The organism is Methanobacterium aggregans (assembly GCF_017874455.1).
GTDB classification, from domain to species: Archaea; Methanobacteriota; Methanobacteria; order Methanobacteriales; family Methanobacteriaceae; genus Methanobacterium_C; species Methanobacterium_C aggregans.
In genome coordinates, this window is sequence record NZ_JAGGLN010000004.1 from 94,343 (window position 1) to 111,264 (window position 16,922).

13 protein-coding genes are annotated in these 16,922 nt (G+C 39.0%); 2 read left to right on the top strand and 11 right to left on the bottom strand.

Going from position 1 to position 16,922, the window contains the following annotated elements:
• Window positions 1–157 precede the first annotated feature (157 nt).
• The 10 genes from J2756_RS07195 to nifH all read right to left on the bottom strand — a co-directional run bounded on the left by J2756_RS07195 (window position 158) and on the right by nifH (window position 11,876).
• Window positions 158–1,045, bottom strand: a complete 888-nt coding sequence (locus J2756_RS07195; RefSeq protein ID WP_209584139.1) for a C1 family peptidase — start codon at window positions 1,043–1,045, stop codon at window positions 158–160.
• A 336-nt stretch (window positions 1,046–1,381) separates the two neighbouring features.
• Window positions 1,382–3,361 (bottom strand): molybdopterin-dependent oxidoreductase, encoded by a 1,980-nt coding sequence (locus J2756_RS07200; protein WP_209584141.1) that lies wholly within the window; start codon window positions 3,359–3,361, stop codon window positions 1,382–1,384.
• A gap of 196 nt (window positions 3,362–3,557) precedes the next feature.
• Window positions 3,558–3,863, bottom strand: a complete 306-nt coding sequence (locus J2756_RS07205; protein ID WP_209584144.1) for a NifB/NifX family molybdenum-iron cluster-binding protein — start codon at window positions 3,861–3,863, stop codon at window positions 3,558–3,560.
• Window positions 3,860–5,257 (bottom strand): nitrogenase component 1, encoded by a 1,398-nt coding sequence (locus J2756_RS07210; protein ID WP_342593118.1) that lies wholly within the window; start codon window positions 5,255–5,257, stop codon window positions 3,860–3,862. The genes J2756_RS07205 and J2756_RS07210 overlap by 4 nt, the downstream gene beginning before the upstream one ends.
• Before the next feature lie 84 nt (window positions 5,258–5,341).
• Window positions 5,342–6,727, bottom strand: coding sequence for a nitrogenase iron-molybdenum cofactor biosynthesis protein NifE (nifE, locus tag J2756_RS07215; protein WP_245315993.1), 1,386 nt, complete (start codon window positions 6,725–6,727; stop codon window positions 5,342–5,344).
• 338 nt (window positions 6,728–7,065) lie between these two features.
• Window positions 7,066–8,496, bottom strand: coding sequence for a nitrogenase component 1 (locus J2756_RS07220; RefSeq protein ID WP_245315979.1), 1,431 nt, complete (start codon window positions 8,494–8,496; stop codon window positions 7,066–7,068).
• The gene (locus tag J2756_RS07225) at window positions 8,493–9,974 is read right to left on the bottom strand and encodes a nitrogenase subunit alpha (RefSeq protein ID WP_209584147.1); all 1,482 of its coding nucleotides are present in this window, start codon (window positions 9,972–9,974) and stop codon (window positions 8,493–8,495) included. The genes J2756_RS07220 and J2756_RS07225 overlap by 4 nt, the downstream gene beginning before the upstream one ends.
• A gap of 315 nt (window positions 9,975–10,289) precedes the next feature.
• Window positions 10,290–10,658, bottom strand: a complete 369-nt coding sequence (locus J2756_RS07230) for a P-II family nitrogen regulator (RefSeq protein ID WP_209584149.1) — start codon at window positions 10,656–10,658, stop codon at window positions 10,290–10,292.
• A gap of 25 nt (window positions 10,659–10,683) precedes the next feature.
• Complete coding sequence (locus tag J2756_RS07235; protein WP_209584151.1) at window positions 10,684–11,001, bottom strand: P-II family nitrogen regulator; 318 nt, start codon at window positions 10,999–11,001, stop codon at window positions 10,684–10,686.
• Window positions 11,002–11,048: 47 nt separating this feature from the next.
• The gene (gene nifH, locus J2756_RS07240) at window positions 11,049–11,876 is read right to left on the bottom strand and encodes a nitrogenase iron protein (RefSeq protein WP_209584153.1); all 828 of its coding nucleotides are present in this window, start codon (window positions 11,874–11,876) and stop codon (window positions 11,049–11,051) included.
• Between the two features lie 547 nt (window positions 11,877–12,423).
• Between nifH and J2756_RS07245 the strand changes: the two genes are divergently transcribed.
• Both J2756_RS07245 and oadA read left to right on the top strand, forming a co-directional pair.
• Entirely contained in the window at window positions 12,424–13,998 is a 1,575-nt protein-coding gene (locus J2756_RS07245; RefSeq protein WP_209584155.1) for a glycosyltransferase family 39 protein, read from the top strand.
• Window positions 13,999–14,256: 258 nt separating this feature from the next.
• On the top strand, window positions 14,257–15,972 hold the full coding sequence (oadA, locus tag J2756_RS07250; RefSeq protein WP_209584157.1) for a sodium-extruding oxaloacetate decarboxylase subunit alpha: 1,716 nt from the start codon (window positions 14,257–14,259) through the stop codon (window positions 15,970–15,972).
• Window positions 15,973–16,223: 251 nt separating this feature from the next.
• On the opposite strand, the gene queC is transcribed toward oadA, so the two are convergent.
• Window positions 16,224–16,913: a 7-cyano-7-deazaguanine synthase QueC gene (queC, locus tag J2756_RS07255; RefSeq protein WP_209584158.1), complete on the bottom strand. Its 690-nt coding sequence runs from the start codon at window positions 16,911–16,913 to the stop codon at window positions 16,224–16,226.
• Window positions 16,914–16,922: the final 9 nt, after the last annotated feature.

Below are 16,922 nucleotides of genomic sequence, written 5' to 3' on the forward strand. Positions count from 1 at the left end.
TAATTTATTTAGAACTTTCATTTTAAATTCGTCCTAAAAAAAATGTTTCTTCGTACAATTCATTGAAGATGAAAAAATGGGATGGAAAAAATAAAAAAAATAGAATGCTGAATCATCTTTATCAGCACATACTGATTTTTAAAGAGCAAACTCATTTTTAAAGACCAAACTCCCCTGTTGCAATCCAATCTGCCTTTATTAATGTCCACCAGTCTACTGCCAGTCCCTTCAGCACGTAATCGTAGGGTAACCATCCGTAACCTTTATCACCCCAACCCTTTCCCCATGAGTTTCTGATAAGTAGGGCTCCTTTAGTGGTGTTTCCACAGTTGGGATTTTTGATCACAACACTGTCATCGTATCCCACTGCCACTATTGCATGGCCACCTGCAACCTTTTCTCCGCTGCAGGGATAGGGTATATTTCCAGCTTCTGCATGGTATATGGAGTCGTAAACTGTGAACCCGAACATGGATGGTAAACCCGCCACCAAATTTGTTTTTATTCTATCTAAAAGTATATCTACAGGTGTTGATGGCGGATCAAGCCGAAGATACTGGATTGCCTTGTAGTTTTCCGCAAATGCATAGCAGAATGCATCTGGAACTGCATCAAAGTCTGGTTTTTTATCTGTGTAGGGCCAGTACTTCTCTGGTGGCACACCAAAAAGAACCAGTGCAGCCATGGTTGTTCTGAGGTAGGATCCAGTATCCCCAGTTAGTCCTGCCAACTGTCGAGAATTTTTGTAAAGAAAGAGCCTTGATGCATCTATATAACTTCCAAAAGCCCTGCGTTCGAAGTATTCAAGTAGTCCGGCCCCTGCATTTGCAGTGCAGGATCCCAAACTTTTCTGATCCTCCACAGGAGAGCACCATTCCCTAAGATCCACTGCAGCGGGAATTTCAGTCACAGGTTCTTTAATGCCTAACTCAACCACCATATCCACTATTCCTTCATTCTTCTTTTTTTCAATGTTAAGTGTCAGATCCCTTCTATCAGGAAGATCTGGAAACCATCCCATTCCCTTTTCAAATATTTCATCCATTTTGTACCTCCTCTATTTTTTTGATTTGGATGAACATGTCAAAGAAGAAAATGAATTTGAAGTGTTAAAAAAGAATTAAAATCGATTTAATGGACAAAAATATGAAAATTATCCATTACATCTCTTTATAATCTTCATCTTTGAATTTAATCTTCATTTTAAATTCCTTTGATTAAATAGTCCCGTAGTTGCAGTAATAGTTTCAGAACATCTGAAGCATGGCAACGGGATCAGTTAGTAATAATCAGTTGAGAAAAGTACTTACTTTTTTCTAAAATGAGTTCAATGCATACGTATTAATAATAAAATTGGTTGAAATGGTGTGTTGCACACCACTCATTCAACACTAGTTTTTCGAATTTTAACCATTGTTTCATAGTAGGGAGTCCCATTTCCAGCATTACTCATTATATCCACGGTTAAAACGTTGATGTTCTTCCCATACTTCATCCAGCCACCCATCTGTACTTTAACTGTATCAATCCTTGCATCTGGATCCCCTCGAATAGTAACCTTCAACTCTCCAAATGGAGACTCAAGGACTGCAGTTTCCCCATCATGCATTCCAAGTTCGTTGAGTATTTTGGGTGAAACTTCAGCATCAATTAGCCCAGTGTCCATTTCACTTTCTGGAACAACTGAACGAACCCATTTTTCAGGGGACGAAGAGATGAGATGGAGGTTGTAACCATCATCAAAACCATTGATTTTTCCTTCGTAGTCTGAAAAATCATTAAATCCATCTGTGAATTCAGTTATGAATTCAAATTTTCCAGAGGCTGTGAAAAACTTTCCATCTGAGTAGGGTATGTAATCTTCGGGCACCATTTTCACGGGGCCTGCCTTGAGATCATCCCATTCTACTCCCTGATCAAGAACTGTTGACACTATTTTTTGCAGCCAGTACTCAGGTTTTCCCCCCATTTTCTCTCCGAATCCCATTTTATCTGCAAGTTTCTGGAATACCTCAAGCTCAGACTTTGCCTCACCTTCAGGATTTGTTACAGGATTTATGGAATATATCCAGTTGTGCCCGTAACTTCCAACCAGGTCTTCCTCTTCAAGAAAGGTTGTTGCAGGTAAAAACAGATCAGCAACATCTGCTGTGTCGTTGAGGAAATGATCCATCAACACAACATGATCAACAGCTTCAAATGCCTTTTTGACCTTATTAGAGTTTGGATTCAAGTTGACAGGGTTTCCGGATGTTATGAAGGCCATTTTTATTGGTGGATGGTCTGCCTTGAGAATTGCCTCACCAATCGTAGGCATTGGAAGTTTTCTACCAATTTCGGGCCTTTCCAGGGCATAGGAATCATTAAAAAATCCGAACTCCTCAAATCCCTGACTCACACCTCCACCTGAAATTCCAATGTTTCCTGTTATGGCTGCAATGGCATCCAAAAATCTGAATATGATGTGTCCTGATATGTACCTGTGAAGGCCCCAGCCTGTGACTATGCTGGAGGGTTTATTTTGAGAGTAGGTAACTGCAAGTTCCGTGATGGTTTCAATGGACACATCACATTTAACTGACAGTTCCTTCATGGAAAAGCCCTGAATTATCTGGAGATATTTCTCGAAGTTTCTGGTGCTCTCATTTATAAACTCTTTATCTGTAAGATCCTTATCCAGAATTATCTTGGAAACTGCAACTGCAAGGTAAGAATCTGTTCCAGGTTCTGGCTGAATGAAAAGATCTGCATGTACTGCAGTTTTTGTTTTAATCGGGTCAACAACAACCAGTTTTGTACCGTTTCTCTGGGCTTTCCTGAGTATCCTCCAGAGATGGATGTCTGTAACTGCTGGATTTCTTCCCCAGATCAGCACGGTTTTACTGTTAATGTGGTCTAAATGATCGTGGGATATTCTCATGCCCAAATCCATTTCCTGACCTGCCTGACCTATTCCACCACACACAGTTCCATAGAGGGTTGAAACTCCCCCAAGTAAATTGAAAAATCGCCTATTAAGTATTTTAAGGGCAGTTCTTGATCCAAATCCCTGGTAGTAAAGTACTGAGTTCTTTCCATGAGATTTTATTGTATCCCCAAGTTTGGACACCATGATATCAAAGGCTTCATCCCAGCTTATTCTTTTCCAATCCCCATCTTCACGTTTAAGTGGATGTAGAACTCTTTTATGGCTGTAATGAACATTTTCAAGGTATTTTGCAGTATTGGGGCAGAGAAATCCGTCGGTAATATCATGATCTGGATTTCCCTTGAGTTTGACTATTTTTCCATCCCGAACCGTAGCGATTATGCTGCATCCACCTGGACAGTCCCTTGTGCATGCAGTTAAAATTTTTTTCAAGATATATGCACCCTTTAAATCTTAGAATTATATTTATCATCTGTATATTTTATAATATACAATTACAGGAGTAGCTGGTTGTTTTTAACAAAGTTCAATTGAAACATTCTACTTCATTGTGATTTTTAAGTTTTATAAATTGTACATGATTTTCATCGAGATAACAATTAAGAAAAAATAAAAGGTTAAAAATAAATTAAAGAAAGTTTTTTAAGGCACCTTCAATCAAGCCAGAGGATTCTAATACTGTGACACCTCTATCTTCAATGTTTGATCTGGGGTCTGGACCAATTTTAGCACACAAAATCATGTCACAATCCCCCAACAGATCACAGACAGATTTCCAGCGATCTGAATGTTCTTTAATGGTGATGTTTGGTTTTTCCCGGAGTTCAAGAAATTTTACTTTATCGCTTTGAATTTCAAAAATCAGGAAATGATCACAGGCTGAAAAGTGCAGATCCACATTTTTACCATCACTTGAAGCCACTGCAATCTTCATTCTGATCCTTCCTCCCTTAATGGGACATCACACTTCCCTGCAGAATCATCGTAGTATTTCTCTATGATAGTGTTGGTAAATAGATCCACAAGATGTGTACCTGCCCTGTATCCTAAAATTGGCATTCTTTGAGCACCTAAACGATCGTAGATAGGGAACCCCAATCTTACAAGTGGAATATTTTCTTCTTTAGCTATTCTTGCACCGTAAGAATTTCCAATGAGCAGGTCAGTATCTACACCTTTGATATGCTCATGAAGGTCGTACAAGTCTCCACCTGAAAGCACGATTGGATCATTACCATTTTCATCGGATATCCTTCTAACATCATCAATGAACCTTTGGCTTGAAACTCCGGTACATATTACAGATGGAACCATTCCAAGTTCCGACACGAATTGAGTCATTCCAGCAACGAAGTCTGGATCACCATAAATCGCAACCTTTCTGTCATAGTTGTAGGAATGTGCATCCACAATAGCATCTATAAGTCTTCCACGATCTCTTTCAAGCTTTTTTGAAGTTTTTAGTCCCAGAATGTTTGTTAAGGATTCGATAAATTCATCTGTATTTTTAAGGCCTACTGGCATTGGTCCTGAAAATGAGGGAACCCCATATTTTTTATCCAGAAAACTGGCCCCAGAATCTGCATGTTTGCAAAGGGATATTGTGCCCTTAGAATTTGCAGAATCTTTAATATCATCCAAAATTGTTCCAGCACATGGTAAAAATGATACATCCCCAGTAATTGGTGCATTAAGTGATTCTGAAGTATCAGTGAGGATTATACTTCCACATTTAATGGTTTCAAGTATAACTTTAACTTCTTCTACATCTGCAGGAGATATCGTGCCGGTTACAATATTTATTTTACCATTATCCCCATTTTCATTGGATTTTTGGGTTAAATTTTCAAGCAGTGCTTTTATTGTTCTGTCGTAGCCTTCAACATGACTTCCTGCATAGCTTGGAGTTGAAACTGGAATTATGGGAATGATATCTTCAGCTTCAAGATAGGATTCTGTGAACTTCTTTATTATACTGGGCATATCATCTCCAATTGTTTCTGTAAGACAACTTGAAGTCACACCTATCAAACTCGGTTCATATTCTTGATATATCGTTTTAAGAGCTTTTAAAAGGTTTGCTTCTCCTCCGTAGACAACTGTTCCTTCACTCATTGATGTTGAAGCCACATTTATGGGTTCACGGTAGTGACGGCACAGCTGAAACCTCATATACGTACTGCACCCCTGAGAACCATGAATTAAGGGCATTGCACCCTTAACTCCTAGAAGTGCCTGTACAGCACCCATTGGCTGACAGAACCTGCAGGGGTTTATAACTGCAAAATTTTTATGACCAACGTGTGCTTCTTGATTTTCTTTAATCACCTTCAATTCTCCTTTAATCCTTGTTTTATACCTAAATTGGTGATTCTAACTGAATTTCATATTTTCAAGTTATTATTCAATTTATTATTCCTCAAAGGCCTTTGGAACCAAATTCCAAACTGGGCTGGATACCGACCTATCAACTTCCCTGGCAAAGTTTATGAAACCTTGAAAACCTGCAAAGGATGTTATCCTATCATGATTAAAGTCACAGAAGGGTATTCCAATCTTTAAGGCCATGTATTTCTCTTTTGCACCTGAAACAACTAAATCAGGTTTATATTTTTTCAGAAGCCTTGCTAGTTCCATTGAACCTGCATCATCCACAACAAGGGTTCCATCCTTAACAGCATCCTGTATTCTCTGGTAGTCCTCAGGAAGACCATTTTGTGTTCCAGTCATTATAACATTCATTCCAAGTTCTTCAAATGACCTTATAAGGGACCAAGCCTTGTTTCCCCCAACGTAAACTGCTACACGTTTACCTTCCAATCTTTTCCTGTAACCCATAATTTTAGAGCGTAAAACTTTCACATCACCCCCTATGAGTTCTTCAGTCTTCTTCATCATCTTTTCATCAGCAAAGAACTCTGCAACTGCCCTTAATGATTCTGATGTTTCTTCAATTCCAAAGAAGTTGACCTTTATTGAGGGTATGCCATAACTCTTTTCCATCTCATGTGCAAGGTAGTTCGAGGATTTTTGGCATTGAACAACGTTCAGATCCGCGTTGTAAGCTTTGACTATTTGAGCAACCCTTGAATCACCAGTTACTGAACAGTTGATTTCCACCCCAATCCTTTCAAAGAGTGATTTTATAGCCCATAAATCCCCTGCAACGTTGAATTCACCGATTATATTTATTTTGTATCGGGAATTTTCATTCTTAATTTGATTCTGATCATTTTCTGAGTCTGTCCCTATCACATAATCTAGAAGGGCATCACATGCGATTCTGTGGCCCAATGATTTATTGAAACTTCTAAAACCTTCAGATTGAACTGGTACAACCCTACATTTCGTTATTTCCTGGGCCTTTTTGCACACACTTTTCAGATCATCCCCTATCAGTCCAACAACACATGTAGAATATACGAATATTGCTGCAGGATTGTAAAGTTTGTTTAATTCAATTATAGTTTCGAATAATTTATTTTCTCCCCCAAATACTATGTCTTTCTCTTTTAAATCCGTTGAAAAACCTGTTTTGTAAAGATCATCCCCCGAGGTCCTGCTGCCCCGTATATCCCATGTACATGAAGCACAACCCACAGGACCGTGTACCAAATGTATTGCATCGGTTATTGGCATTAAAACTACTCTGGCCCCCCCATAAACACAGGAACGCTGGGTGACAGCACCGGGTATTGATGATTCATTACAGGAAGGGATTGAATCCTGACTTTTTATGCACATGTGACGTTTACGAGACTTCAACGTTTTCAGAATAGATTCAGGAATTTCTGGCATTATTATCTCACTATCTGCTGAGTTACTCCCTGATTTTCTATCTTCTACTTCCACATCTGCATTGCTGTCCATATTTAATACCAATTTTAGCCTCCTTTAACCAATAAAATTTAAATGTAATCCACAACCATTATAAAATCATTTAAAAACTATTTATTAATGAAATACCCAGTTTTTAAATATTATTTTAATATTTAAACCATTTTAACTGTTATTCTAAAAAAGATTTGGATATTGTTCGGGATTTGCTCCAAAACATCTGAAATATTGGTTACAGTACCCCAAATATCCAAATTAAATCCATTATTTTAATAAATGATTTTTTTTAATCCTGTTTTTTACTGCTGGAGCTTCCAGTGGGTTTCATCGTAATATTTTTCCATGACTGTGTTGGTTATCCTGTCAAGGAGATTTATACCCCCGTTGTATCCCACAATTGGTACTCTGTGATATCCTGCACGGTCGTAAACTGGGAATCCAACCCTAACAAGTGGAATTCCAAGATCTTTTGCTATCACTCTTCCATCGGAATGTCCTATCACCAGATCAACAGGTTCTTCCTTGAGACGTACTTCCAATGCCCTTAAATCCTGTCCTGGGAGAACATCAATAGGACCATCAGATTCCTTGGATACCTTTTTCATATCCTCAACAAACTCAGGATTCTCTGTTCCTGTACATGCAACTGCAGGTATCATTCCCAGTTCACATACAAATCTTGCTATACTGCTTACCATTGCAGGATCTCCATAAATCGCAACACTGCGACCGAAGAGGTATCTGGATGCTAGATCTGCCATTGAATCTACAAGCAAACCCCTTTCATCCAGAAGTTCATCTGTAACTTCCACATCGGTTAGTTTCACCATGTTCCTCACAAAATCGTCGGTGTTCTGGAGTCCAATGGGTAACTGTCCAATGACTGCAGGTACATCGTACTTCTTCTCAAGATCCAGAGCTGCAGAACCGGCATAGTTACACAAGGCAATTGTTCCCAGGCTGTTTGAAGATTTAGAGATGTCTTCAACTGGTGTGCCCCCCTTCGGGTAGTAAGGCTTCATTTGAGTTGCAGAAGGCCTTAATGGTGAGTCGAATGGGTCTGATGTGTCTGTGAGCATTATACCCTCAGAACCCATTAAAGACATCATGTGTTTTATTTCACGTATGTCACCAGGGTTGACTATTCCCGGGATTATATTAACTTTCCCATTGGATTCCCCAGGATCCTCTGCAAGGGTTGAAACCATTGCTTTAACAGCATTGTCATATCCTTTGAAGTGGTTTTCAACGAAACTTGGAGTGCTTATGTGAATTAATTTAATTTTTTCAGCCTTTTCTTTACCCATCTTATCTATCATTTCTTCACGGGCAACTTTTATGAACCCCTCAACATCATCTCCAATAATTTCACATGAACAGGTTGTTACGATACCCATAAGATCTGGTTTGAATCTTAATGCAAGATTTCCTATACCCGATATAAGATTTTTACGCCCTCCAAATACAGCCGCATCCTCGTGAAGGGATGTGACAGCTATTTCAGACGGTTCACGGAAGTGTCTTGAAAATCCGTACCGCACAAATGTTGAACAACCCTGAGATCCATGAACTAATGGAAGTCCCCTTTGAACCCCTGCAACTGCAAACATAGCTCCTAAAGGTTGGCATGTCACAAGAGGGTTTATGATAGCATTTCTATTCTTCTCAACGATGTTTATACCGCATGCAGTCATGTTTTCAGATTTTGCACCTTCTACTTTAACACTCATTTTCCTACCTCCCCTTCAGCCATTTCCCCATGTGAAATCTCTTCTTTGATATCTTCATTGGTACTTCCTTCAGTTTCGTATTCAAATTCCAGCATATTCCAAACTGGATTGTATATGGCAGCATATATATCCTTTGTAAGGTTTAAAAAGCCTTCAAATCCTATATAAGGACCATTTTCGTAGGAATGGATGAGAACACATGGTACGCCCATTTTGTGGGCTAAATACTTTTCTTTTACACCGGAAAGCATGAGATCTGGCTTGCATTTTTCTATTATTTCTTCCATTTCCAGGGAGTTTGGGTCGTCAAATATTATGGTTCCTTCATCCACACGCTCTTTGATCTTTCCGTATCCATCTTCGTGTTCAAACATGGTAGATACTGCAATTACCTCCATTCCAAGCTCCTCTTGAAGAGGCCTTGGGAAGTGCCAGTTTTTTGGACCTCCTGAAAAAACCCAGACCTTTTTGCCCTTGAGTTTTTCACGGTAGAAATCTAGTTGAGGTCTTATTTCTTTCATTCTGCTTTCTATAACCTCTTCTGCTTTATCCTCCAATCCAAAATATTTTCCAACCGCCCTTAAGTTCTCTGCACAGTACCTTGGCCCAAAGAAGTCCACTTTCATGTAGGGCACTCCATATTTTTCCTCTATGAGATCTGCTATGTAGGTTGCAGAACGCTGACACCTGACAAGGCTGAGTTTGGCCCTGTGCATCCAGCATATCTCATCATGGGTTGAATCACCTGAGAATGATGATAATATCCTTATTCCCATCTCATCGAAGTAGGATTTAATGATCCAAAGATCCCCATCTATGTTGTACTCCCCTATAAGGTTGACATCGTAGGGTGTTGTTTCCAATGGTTCTTTGGTACCTACAAGACAGTCAAACAAGGTATGGTTTGCAACGTGGTGTCCTTTAGACTGTGTTGGACCTGAAAAACCAGGGGCGTTAAATGCTACAACATCTTTACCCAGTTCTTCAGAGAGTTCTTTGGCCACTGCATCCATGTCGTCACCTATCAGACCAACAGTACATGTTGAATATGTGTATATTGCATTGGCTTCTGGGAATTCCTTTGCAGTTTCAAGGATGGTTTGTCGTAGTTTTTTCATCCCTCCAAAAACCACGTCTGATTCCTTGAGGTTAGTTCCAACGATGTATTTGAGGTTGAAATTTTCTATTGGAAATTTACTTCCATCAGGCATGTCCGGACTGGTTGGATACCTCTTACTTCCATATCCATAAGCTGTGCAACCCACAGGTGAGTGGACAACATGTGCAACATCCTTTATGGCTCCAGTTATAACACCTTTAACACCTGCAAATGCACAACCCCTCTCAGTCATACATCCTGGAACTGTCTTGGTATTGCAGGCAGGAATATCTTCCGTGGGATCTGCTTTATCCTTAACATAAGTGTGTTTTTTTCTTTCGGGAATATCCTTATCCACATCAAAAAGTTTGTAAGGCATTATAATTCTCCTTTATTCTTTAAATTTCTTTAATAAATGCTTCATTTATTTCAATTGGCTTATTTTAATCTGATCTTAGTTAAAAACATTCAAAGAACTTAAAAGTTCTTTAAAGGTCCTATTCAAGGCCCCATATAGTTCATTAATTCAAGTTTAAGTTGTGAGTTGAATTGTATTTGAAATTGGATGGTGTGGATGAATGGGGTGAACTAGTTGGAAGGTTTAAACTCCCATTTCAAATGAGGGGTTATAGAAGTTTTATTGGATATTCGAAGTTCTCTGAACATTTCAATTTTCAAATTATAATATTTTGGTTTAATCTATCGCTCTTTCTCCTCTTTCATCAGTTCTAACTCTCACAGCATCCATTATTGGGCAGACAAAAATTTTTCCATCACCTATCTGTCCTGTGTGGTTAACCCTCATTATGACCTCAACAACGAGAGATGCATCCTCATCTGGAACAACCAGTGATATCATTCTCTTGGGTATGTAACTCATGGTTCCTTTTTCCTCTAGAAGTTGCGGCTCCTGAATATCAAAGGAAACTTCCCCTATTATGGCCTTCTGTTTTCCTCTACCCATAACCCTACGAGCAGTCATTGCAGGGAATCCTAGGGTATCCAGAACATTTTTGGTCTGAGCCATTTTTTTAGGGCGTATTATGGCAATTATCTCTTTCATTTATGCACCCCCTTAATTTTATAGATTATAATCCTTCTGATCTTGTTCTTACTGTGTAGACAGATTCAACATCACTTACAAATATTTTTCCATCACCAAAATTCCCTGTAAATGCAGATTCGTTGATTTTTTCTATTATTTCAGGTATTCCCTCATCTTCTGCAACCAGCATGAGCATCACCTTGGGAAGTTCATCGTAGTAGATCTTATCCAACTGGATACCCCTCTGTTTTCCACGTCCAATTACATCCATTTTGGTGAGAGCAACATATCCGGACTCTGCAAGGGTTTCTACAACTTCTTCTATTTTATCTGGCCTCAATATTGCGCGTACCATCTTCATTTTTTTAATCTCCTAATCCAAATTAATTTAAAAAAATTAAAGGGTTTTTAATCCATTAAACCGTACTGAACAACCATTTCTTCAAGCTCATCCATGGACATTGGTTTTGGGATGACGAATTTTTCGTTGTTAATGATTTTACCTGCAAGGGCTTCGTACTCATGGGCCTGGTTACAGTCTGGTTCAAAATCTACCACTGTTTTTTTGTTGAACTCTGCTTTCTGGACTATGTTGTCCCTTGGAACGAAGTGGATCATCTGGGTTCCTATTTTTTTACAGAATTCTTCAAGGAGTTCCCTTTCTCCATCAACGTTTCTGCTGTTACAGATTATTCCTCCAAGTCTCACACCACTCTGATTAGCGTATTTCACCATACCTTTACACAGGTTGTTTGCTGCGTAGAGTGCCATCATCTCTCCAGATGCCACAACGTAGATCTCTTCAGCTTTGCCGTCCCTGATAGGCATTGCAAATCCACCGCACACAACATCCCCAAGTACATCGAAGAAAACAAAGTCATTGTCTTCGTAGATCTTCTGTTGTTCCATGATGGTGATTGCAGTAATTACACCACGACCTGCACATCCAACACCAGGTTCAGGACCTCCAGATTCAACACATTTTATTCCTTCAAAACCTGTTGACATGACATTGTCCAGTTCCATACAGGCTTCTTCTCCATCTTCCCTGAGGGTGTCCATCATGGTTCTCTGCATTTTTCCCCCAAGAATCATTCGTGTACTGTCTGCCTTTGGGTCGCAGCCGTGTATCATAACCCTCTGATTGTGAAAGTGTGCCATTGCTGATGCTGTATTCTGAGTGGTTGTGGACTTTCCTATTCCACCTTTTCCATAAATTGCTATTTTTCTTACCATTTAAACCTCTCTTGATTATTTTTTTAGTTAAAATCGATTTTAATAGAGTATTTATTCATAAATATCCTTTTAAACCGATTTTTTTAATCCTTAATTCAATCACTTCAGGGTTCACCTCGAAGTTTATCGGAATAAGGAAACCTACTTCCGACAACAATACATGTGCGGAAGAAGTATATAAAGTTTGTGATAGGTATTTGAAAAATGTTCAGTAATTTCAGATATAATATAAAACAAATTAGTGAAAATTAATAAAAGGCTGTGATCATTAAGAGAGTTTCAATTCCATGAGAATGGATGCTTTTTAGATAAGTTTTTATCGTATGCAAACCCCACTATATCTATCTTTTTTAAAAGGTGTTTGTGAAAGGTGTTTGAATCAAATCTTGCAGTGCCTTTGATACTGCTGGTTACTAATATCTTTATATCAATATTCATCGATCTATTAACTGATAGAAAGTCCATTTCATCAAAGTCAATATGCAGTTCAAGTATGAATTCATTGTTTACTAAAATGATTAGGATAAAAATATAATCAAGGGATACCATGAAGTTGGAGAGAAAAAATTTTAAGGGAAAATTAATACTGATTCCTGCAGTTGCAGCATTTTTATTGGCATTGATACCAACACTAACCCATAACTGGCCCTTAAGCTGGGACATATTTTACCATGTTCAGTACGCAAAAATATACTCCCAGTATGGATTTACACTGGTAGATCCGCTCTTGAATGCACCCACAGGTCAGGTCATAGGGTATCCTCCGCTTTTCCATCTGCTGCTTGCTGCCCTTGGAACAGTTCTTAAGGTTGACTACTTCCAGATAGCCAGGTTCATGCAGCCATTCATTGCAATGTCCATAGTGCTCTCTGTAAGCTACGTTGCCAAAAAGCTCTACGGAGAAATTGCGGGCATGTCCACAGGTTTTCTCCTGATTTCAAGTTACATGTTAACCCGTCTACTACTTCCAATACCTGAAAACTTAGCCCTGATATTCTTACCCCTTTCAGTTTACTTTTATTACATCTCCATAACTAAAAGAACATTAAAATACGCAGTTATATCTGGAATATTATTCATACTAGTCTGTTTAAGCCATCAAGCAGCAATATTATGTTTATTACTGGTTATAATATCATTCACCCTACTTGAAATAATATTAAGCCGTAGGATCACTGTTTTAAAGAATTTTGGTGCATTCCTCTCTGTGGGAATTATTTTAGGAATTATGGGTTTAATCATGCTTTTAATATTAAAACCAGGACTTTTAAACACTATTATGCAAAAGGGAATAGAAGCCATTGGTTTTGGAACGAAACTCTACTACAACAAAACCTTCAGTAACATAGGATACCTGAGCCATCTTGGAGCTTTCGTTTCCTTGTTTGCACTGGTAGGGGCCATTGCAAGCATGAAATTAAGGTCTAAAAAAGGATTGTTCATGTTAACATGGATACTTGTGCTCTTCTTGTTGAGCAAAGCCTACTGGTTTGGTATAAATGTTATATCATACAGGGTCCTTGTTTACATCCTCATACCCATGACCATACTGGGAGGATTTGGTTTAAGCCATGCTTATTACCATCTTAAAGATTATAAACGATTTTCTTCACCCAGGTTCAGATCTGCATTTTTAATAGCTTTACTTGGCTTGTCAATGTTCTTTGGAGTTTTAACCGTTACAAATTCTGAGATGGGGGTTTTCTATGCTAAACCTGCATCTGGAAACTTCCAGATAGCACCTCCAACAGCATCAGAGGTTGAACTTGCCAGCTGGTTCAAGGCAAATGGAAACAGAAGTGAATCAATTTTAACAACAAATCAGTATTCCGGGATGCTCGTGTCAAGCTATGCTGAAATGCCAATGCACTACAACTTCGAAAATTTCAACAGCACCACTTCAAAGTCAGTTTTCCAAAAGGAAGGTATAGGTTACATAGTGCTGGACAAGCGCCTTACAATACCCTCAGAGAATGGAACATTCTACCTGCAGAAGGAGAATTCTGAGTTCTATCCACTTTACTACTACACTGTAAACATTTCTTCGCACTTGAGTGAGATAGTTCCAAGCTTTGCAGAGCTTGTGTATGAAAATCAGGACTTTTTGGTTTTCAAAGTTTGAATTTCAGGAAAATTTAACCCTTCCTACACAGTTACTTCATTTTTTTTTTAATAGGTTATTTTAATAAATTTTATCATGCAAACTGATTCATAAGTGCATATAACTTTAAAATTTACTCTAATTTATTCAAAGCACAACCTATTTTAGGACTTTATGGGAATATGATTACGGAAATATATATGGAACTTAGGACTATCTATATAGAGACAATGTAAGTAAGAATGAAAAAAGAAATCCAAACTTACTGTGAGGGTCAGAATGAAAAAGATAAAGATCATAGAAACAGCGTACCGAGATGCGCATCAGTCACTCCTTGCAACAAGGATGAGAACCAGGGATATGTTACCAATTGCCGAGAAAATGGATGAAGTTGGATTTTTCTCCCTGGAAGCTTGGGGAGGTGCAACCTTCGACAGCTGTATAAGGTACCTCAACGAGGATCCATGGGAACGCCTGGTTGAACTTAAAGAAGTCCTGAAAAAGACCCCGATACAAATGCTGCTTCGAGGCCAGAACCTCCTGGGTTACAGGCACTACCCCGATGATATAGTCAGAAAATTCGTTGAAAAATCCTATGAAAACGGTGTGGATGTTTTCAGGATATTCGACGCCCTTAACGATATAAGAAACATGGAACTTGCAATAAAAGTTGCAAAAGAACAGGGAGCCCATGTTCAGGGAACAATAAGTTACACTGTAAGTCCTTTCCACACAATAGACAAGTACGTGGAATTTGCAAAGGAATTAGAAGCATTAGAATGTGATTCAATAACCATTAAAGACATGGCAGGATTAATATCCCCACATGACACTTATAAACTTGTTAAAAGTCTTAAAGAGGAAACAGACCTCATGGTTAACCTCCACTGCCACTGTACAAGCGGTATGACTCCAATGAGTTACTATGCAGCATGTCAAGCAGGTGTGGATCTCCTGGACACTGCAATATCGCCTCTGGCATGGGGTACTTCCCAGCCCCCTACAGAGAGTATAGTTGCAGCGCTTAAAGGTACTCCTTGCGATACAGGCCTTGATCTGAAGCTTTTAAGTGAAATAAAGAAATACTTCGAGGAGATACGTAAAAAGTACAGCGGCCTCATAGACCCAATAACTGAAAGGGTTGATACAGATGTCTTGTTATACCAGATACCTGGAGGAATGCTTTCAAACCTGGTTTCACAGCTTAAAGAACAGAATGCACTTGACAGGTACGAGGATGTGCTTGAGGAGATGCCCCACGTGCGTGAGGAACTCGGCTACCCCCCACTTGTAACACCAACAAGCCAAATAGTTGGAATACAGGCAGTTATGAACGTTCTAAGCGGTGAAAGGTACAAAAACGTTTCAAAAGAAGTTAAGGATTACATCAAAGGATTCTATGGAAAACCTCCAGCCCCGGTCAATCAGAAAATTGCTGAAATGATCATTGGAGATGAAAAACCAATTGACTGCAGACCTGCAGACCTACTGGAACCTGAACTTGAAAAATTCAGGAGGGAAGGTGAAGAACTGGGCATAATCAAGAAGGAAGAAGATGTTTTAACCTATGCACTTTACCCTGCAGTTGCACCTAAATTCCTGAGGGGTGAAGCAGAGGAAGAGGAAATTCCATCCCCTGAAAAACTTGCTCCATCTGAAGCTCCTGCACTCCCAACAGAGTACAATGTTGAGGTTGACGGAGAGGTTTTCGATGTTAAGGTTGTTCCAACGGGCTACATGGAAATAGAATCCGTGGGGACCAAGGCGCCATCGGGACCTGTTGAAGGCGGAGTCACATGCAGTATGCAGGGAATGATCCTGAAGCTCAAGGTAACAGAGGGTGACAAAGTCAATGAGGGAGATGTTGTGGCAGTTCTTGAAGCCATGAAAATGGAAAACGATATTCATGCCCCTCAGTCTGGAACAGTTGAGGAAGTCTTCGTGGATGAGGGAGATACAGTCAACCCTGGAGAAGCCCTGATGGTCATAAAATGACCTTAATCTCCTTATTTTTTAACCTTCATCAATTTTGTTTATAGTTTTTAAAACTTCTTTTAAAATTATCTTATTTTTTTAGAAATAGTGACTTCTTTAAATTTTTTTTAGCTTCGAAGATTGAAAATTCGTTACTTGAAGATATAAAAAAAGAGTAAAAAAGAAAAGAATGGAATTTTGTATCTTGACTAGTTTTATTTGAATATAAAAAAAAATTTGAAGGCGAGAAAAGGAAATTAAAGTCCATAAATTCATTCCATGTAAAGAGTTTTATCAGGAATTCCCGATTCTTTAAATGCCCTTTTACGTCTCATACAGGATTCACAAACACCACAGTGCTCTTTTTCATCTTTGTAACATGAATAACTCATGTACATTGGTGCCCCTATCCTGTCACCAAATTCTACAATCTCCCTTTTATTCATACCAATTACCGGTGCTTCAATCATTATATCATCAAAGGATCCAATATCCAAAACCTTGTTGAATGCTTCTAAAAATTCTTTGGAGTTATCAGGGAAGGTTACAGCTTCCTCCAGGTCCCAGCCAACTATGATTATTTCAGCACCCTCCGCCTCTGCAAATGAGGTTGCAATGGCTGTAAAAACAACGTTACGTCCAGGAACCCATACCTTACGTGCTGTTTCATTACAGATTTCTTTATCATCCAGTTCATGCTCATGGAGTTCAGGTATCTCCTCACTTGATGTCAGAGCTGAACCACCTAAGTTTGCAAGCCATGGCAGTTCCAAAACCGTGTGTTTCATATCCAATTTTTCACATATGGAACTTGCAGCCTTTATCTCCCTTTCAGCACTTCTCTGACCGTAGTTGAAGGTTAAAGCGTGAATTTCATATTCATCCCTAAAACTGGACGTTGCAACTGTTGAATCCAGACCTCCTGAGAGGACTGCTATTGCCTTTTTCTTTTCTGACACCATTTGTACACC

Bases quoted from the DNA above. Each gene is read 5' to 3' on its own strand.
- oadA (WP_209584157.1), top strand. From the start codon at position 14,257: ATGAAAAAGATAAAGATCATAGAAACAGCGTACCGAGATGCGCATCAG.
- J2756_RS07195 (WP_209584139.1), bottom strand. From the start codon at position 1,045: ATGGATGAAATATTTGAAAAGGGAATGGGATGGTTTCCAGATCTTCCT.
- J2756_RS07235 (WP_209584151.1), bottom strand. From the start codon at position 11,001: ATGAAGATGGTACGCGCAATATTGAGGCCAGATAAAATAGAAGAAGTT.
- J2756_RS07225 (WP_209584147.1), bottom strand. From the start codon at position 9,974: ATGCCTTACAAACTTTTTGATGTGGATAAGGATATTCCCGAAAGAAAA.
- J2756_RS07205 (WP_209584144.1), bottom strand. From the start codon at position 3,863: ATGAAGATTGCAGTGGCTTCAAGTGATGGTAAAAATGTGGATCTGCAC.
- nifE (WP_245315993.1), bottom strand. From the start codon at position 6,727: ATGCCAGAAATTCCTGAATCTATTCTGAAAACGTTGAAGTCTCGTAAA.
- queC (WP_209584158.1), bottom strand. From the start codon at position 16,913: ATGGTGTCAGAAAAGAAAAAGGCAATAGCAGTCCTCTCAGGAGGTCTG.
- nifH (WP_209584153.1), bottom strand. From the start codon at position 11,876: ATGGTAAGAAAAATAGCAATTTATGGAAAAGGTGGAATAGGAAAGTCC.
- J2756_RS07220 (WP_245315979.1), bottom strand. From the start codon at position 8,496: ATGAGTGTTAAAGTAGAAGGTGCAAAATCTGAAAACATGACTGCATGC.
- J2756_RS07245 (WP_209584155.1), top strand. From the start codon at position 12,424: ATGAAGTTGGAGAGAAAAAATTTTAAGGGAAAATTAATACTGATTCCT.
- J2756_RS07230 (WP_209584149.1), bottom strand. From the start codon at position 10,658: ATGAAAGAGATAATTGCCATAATACGCCCTAAAAAAATGGCTCAGACC.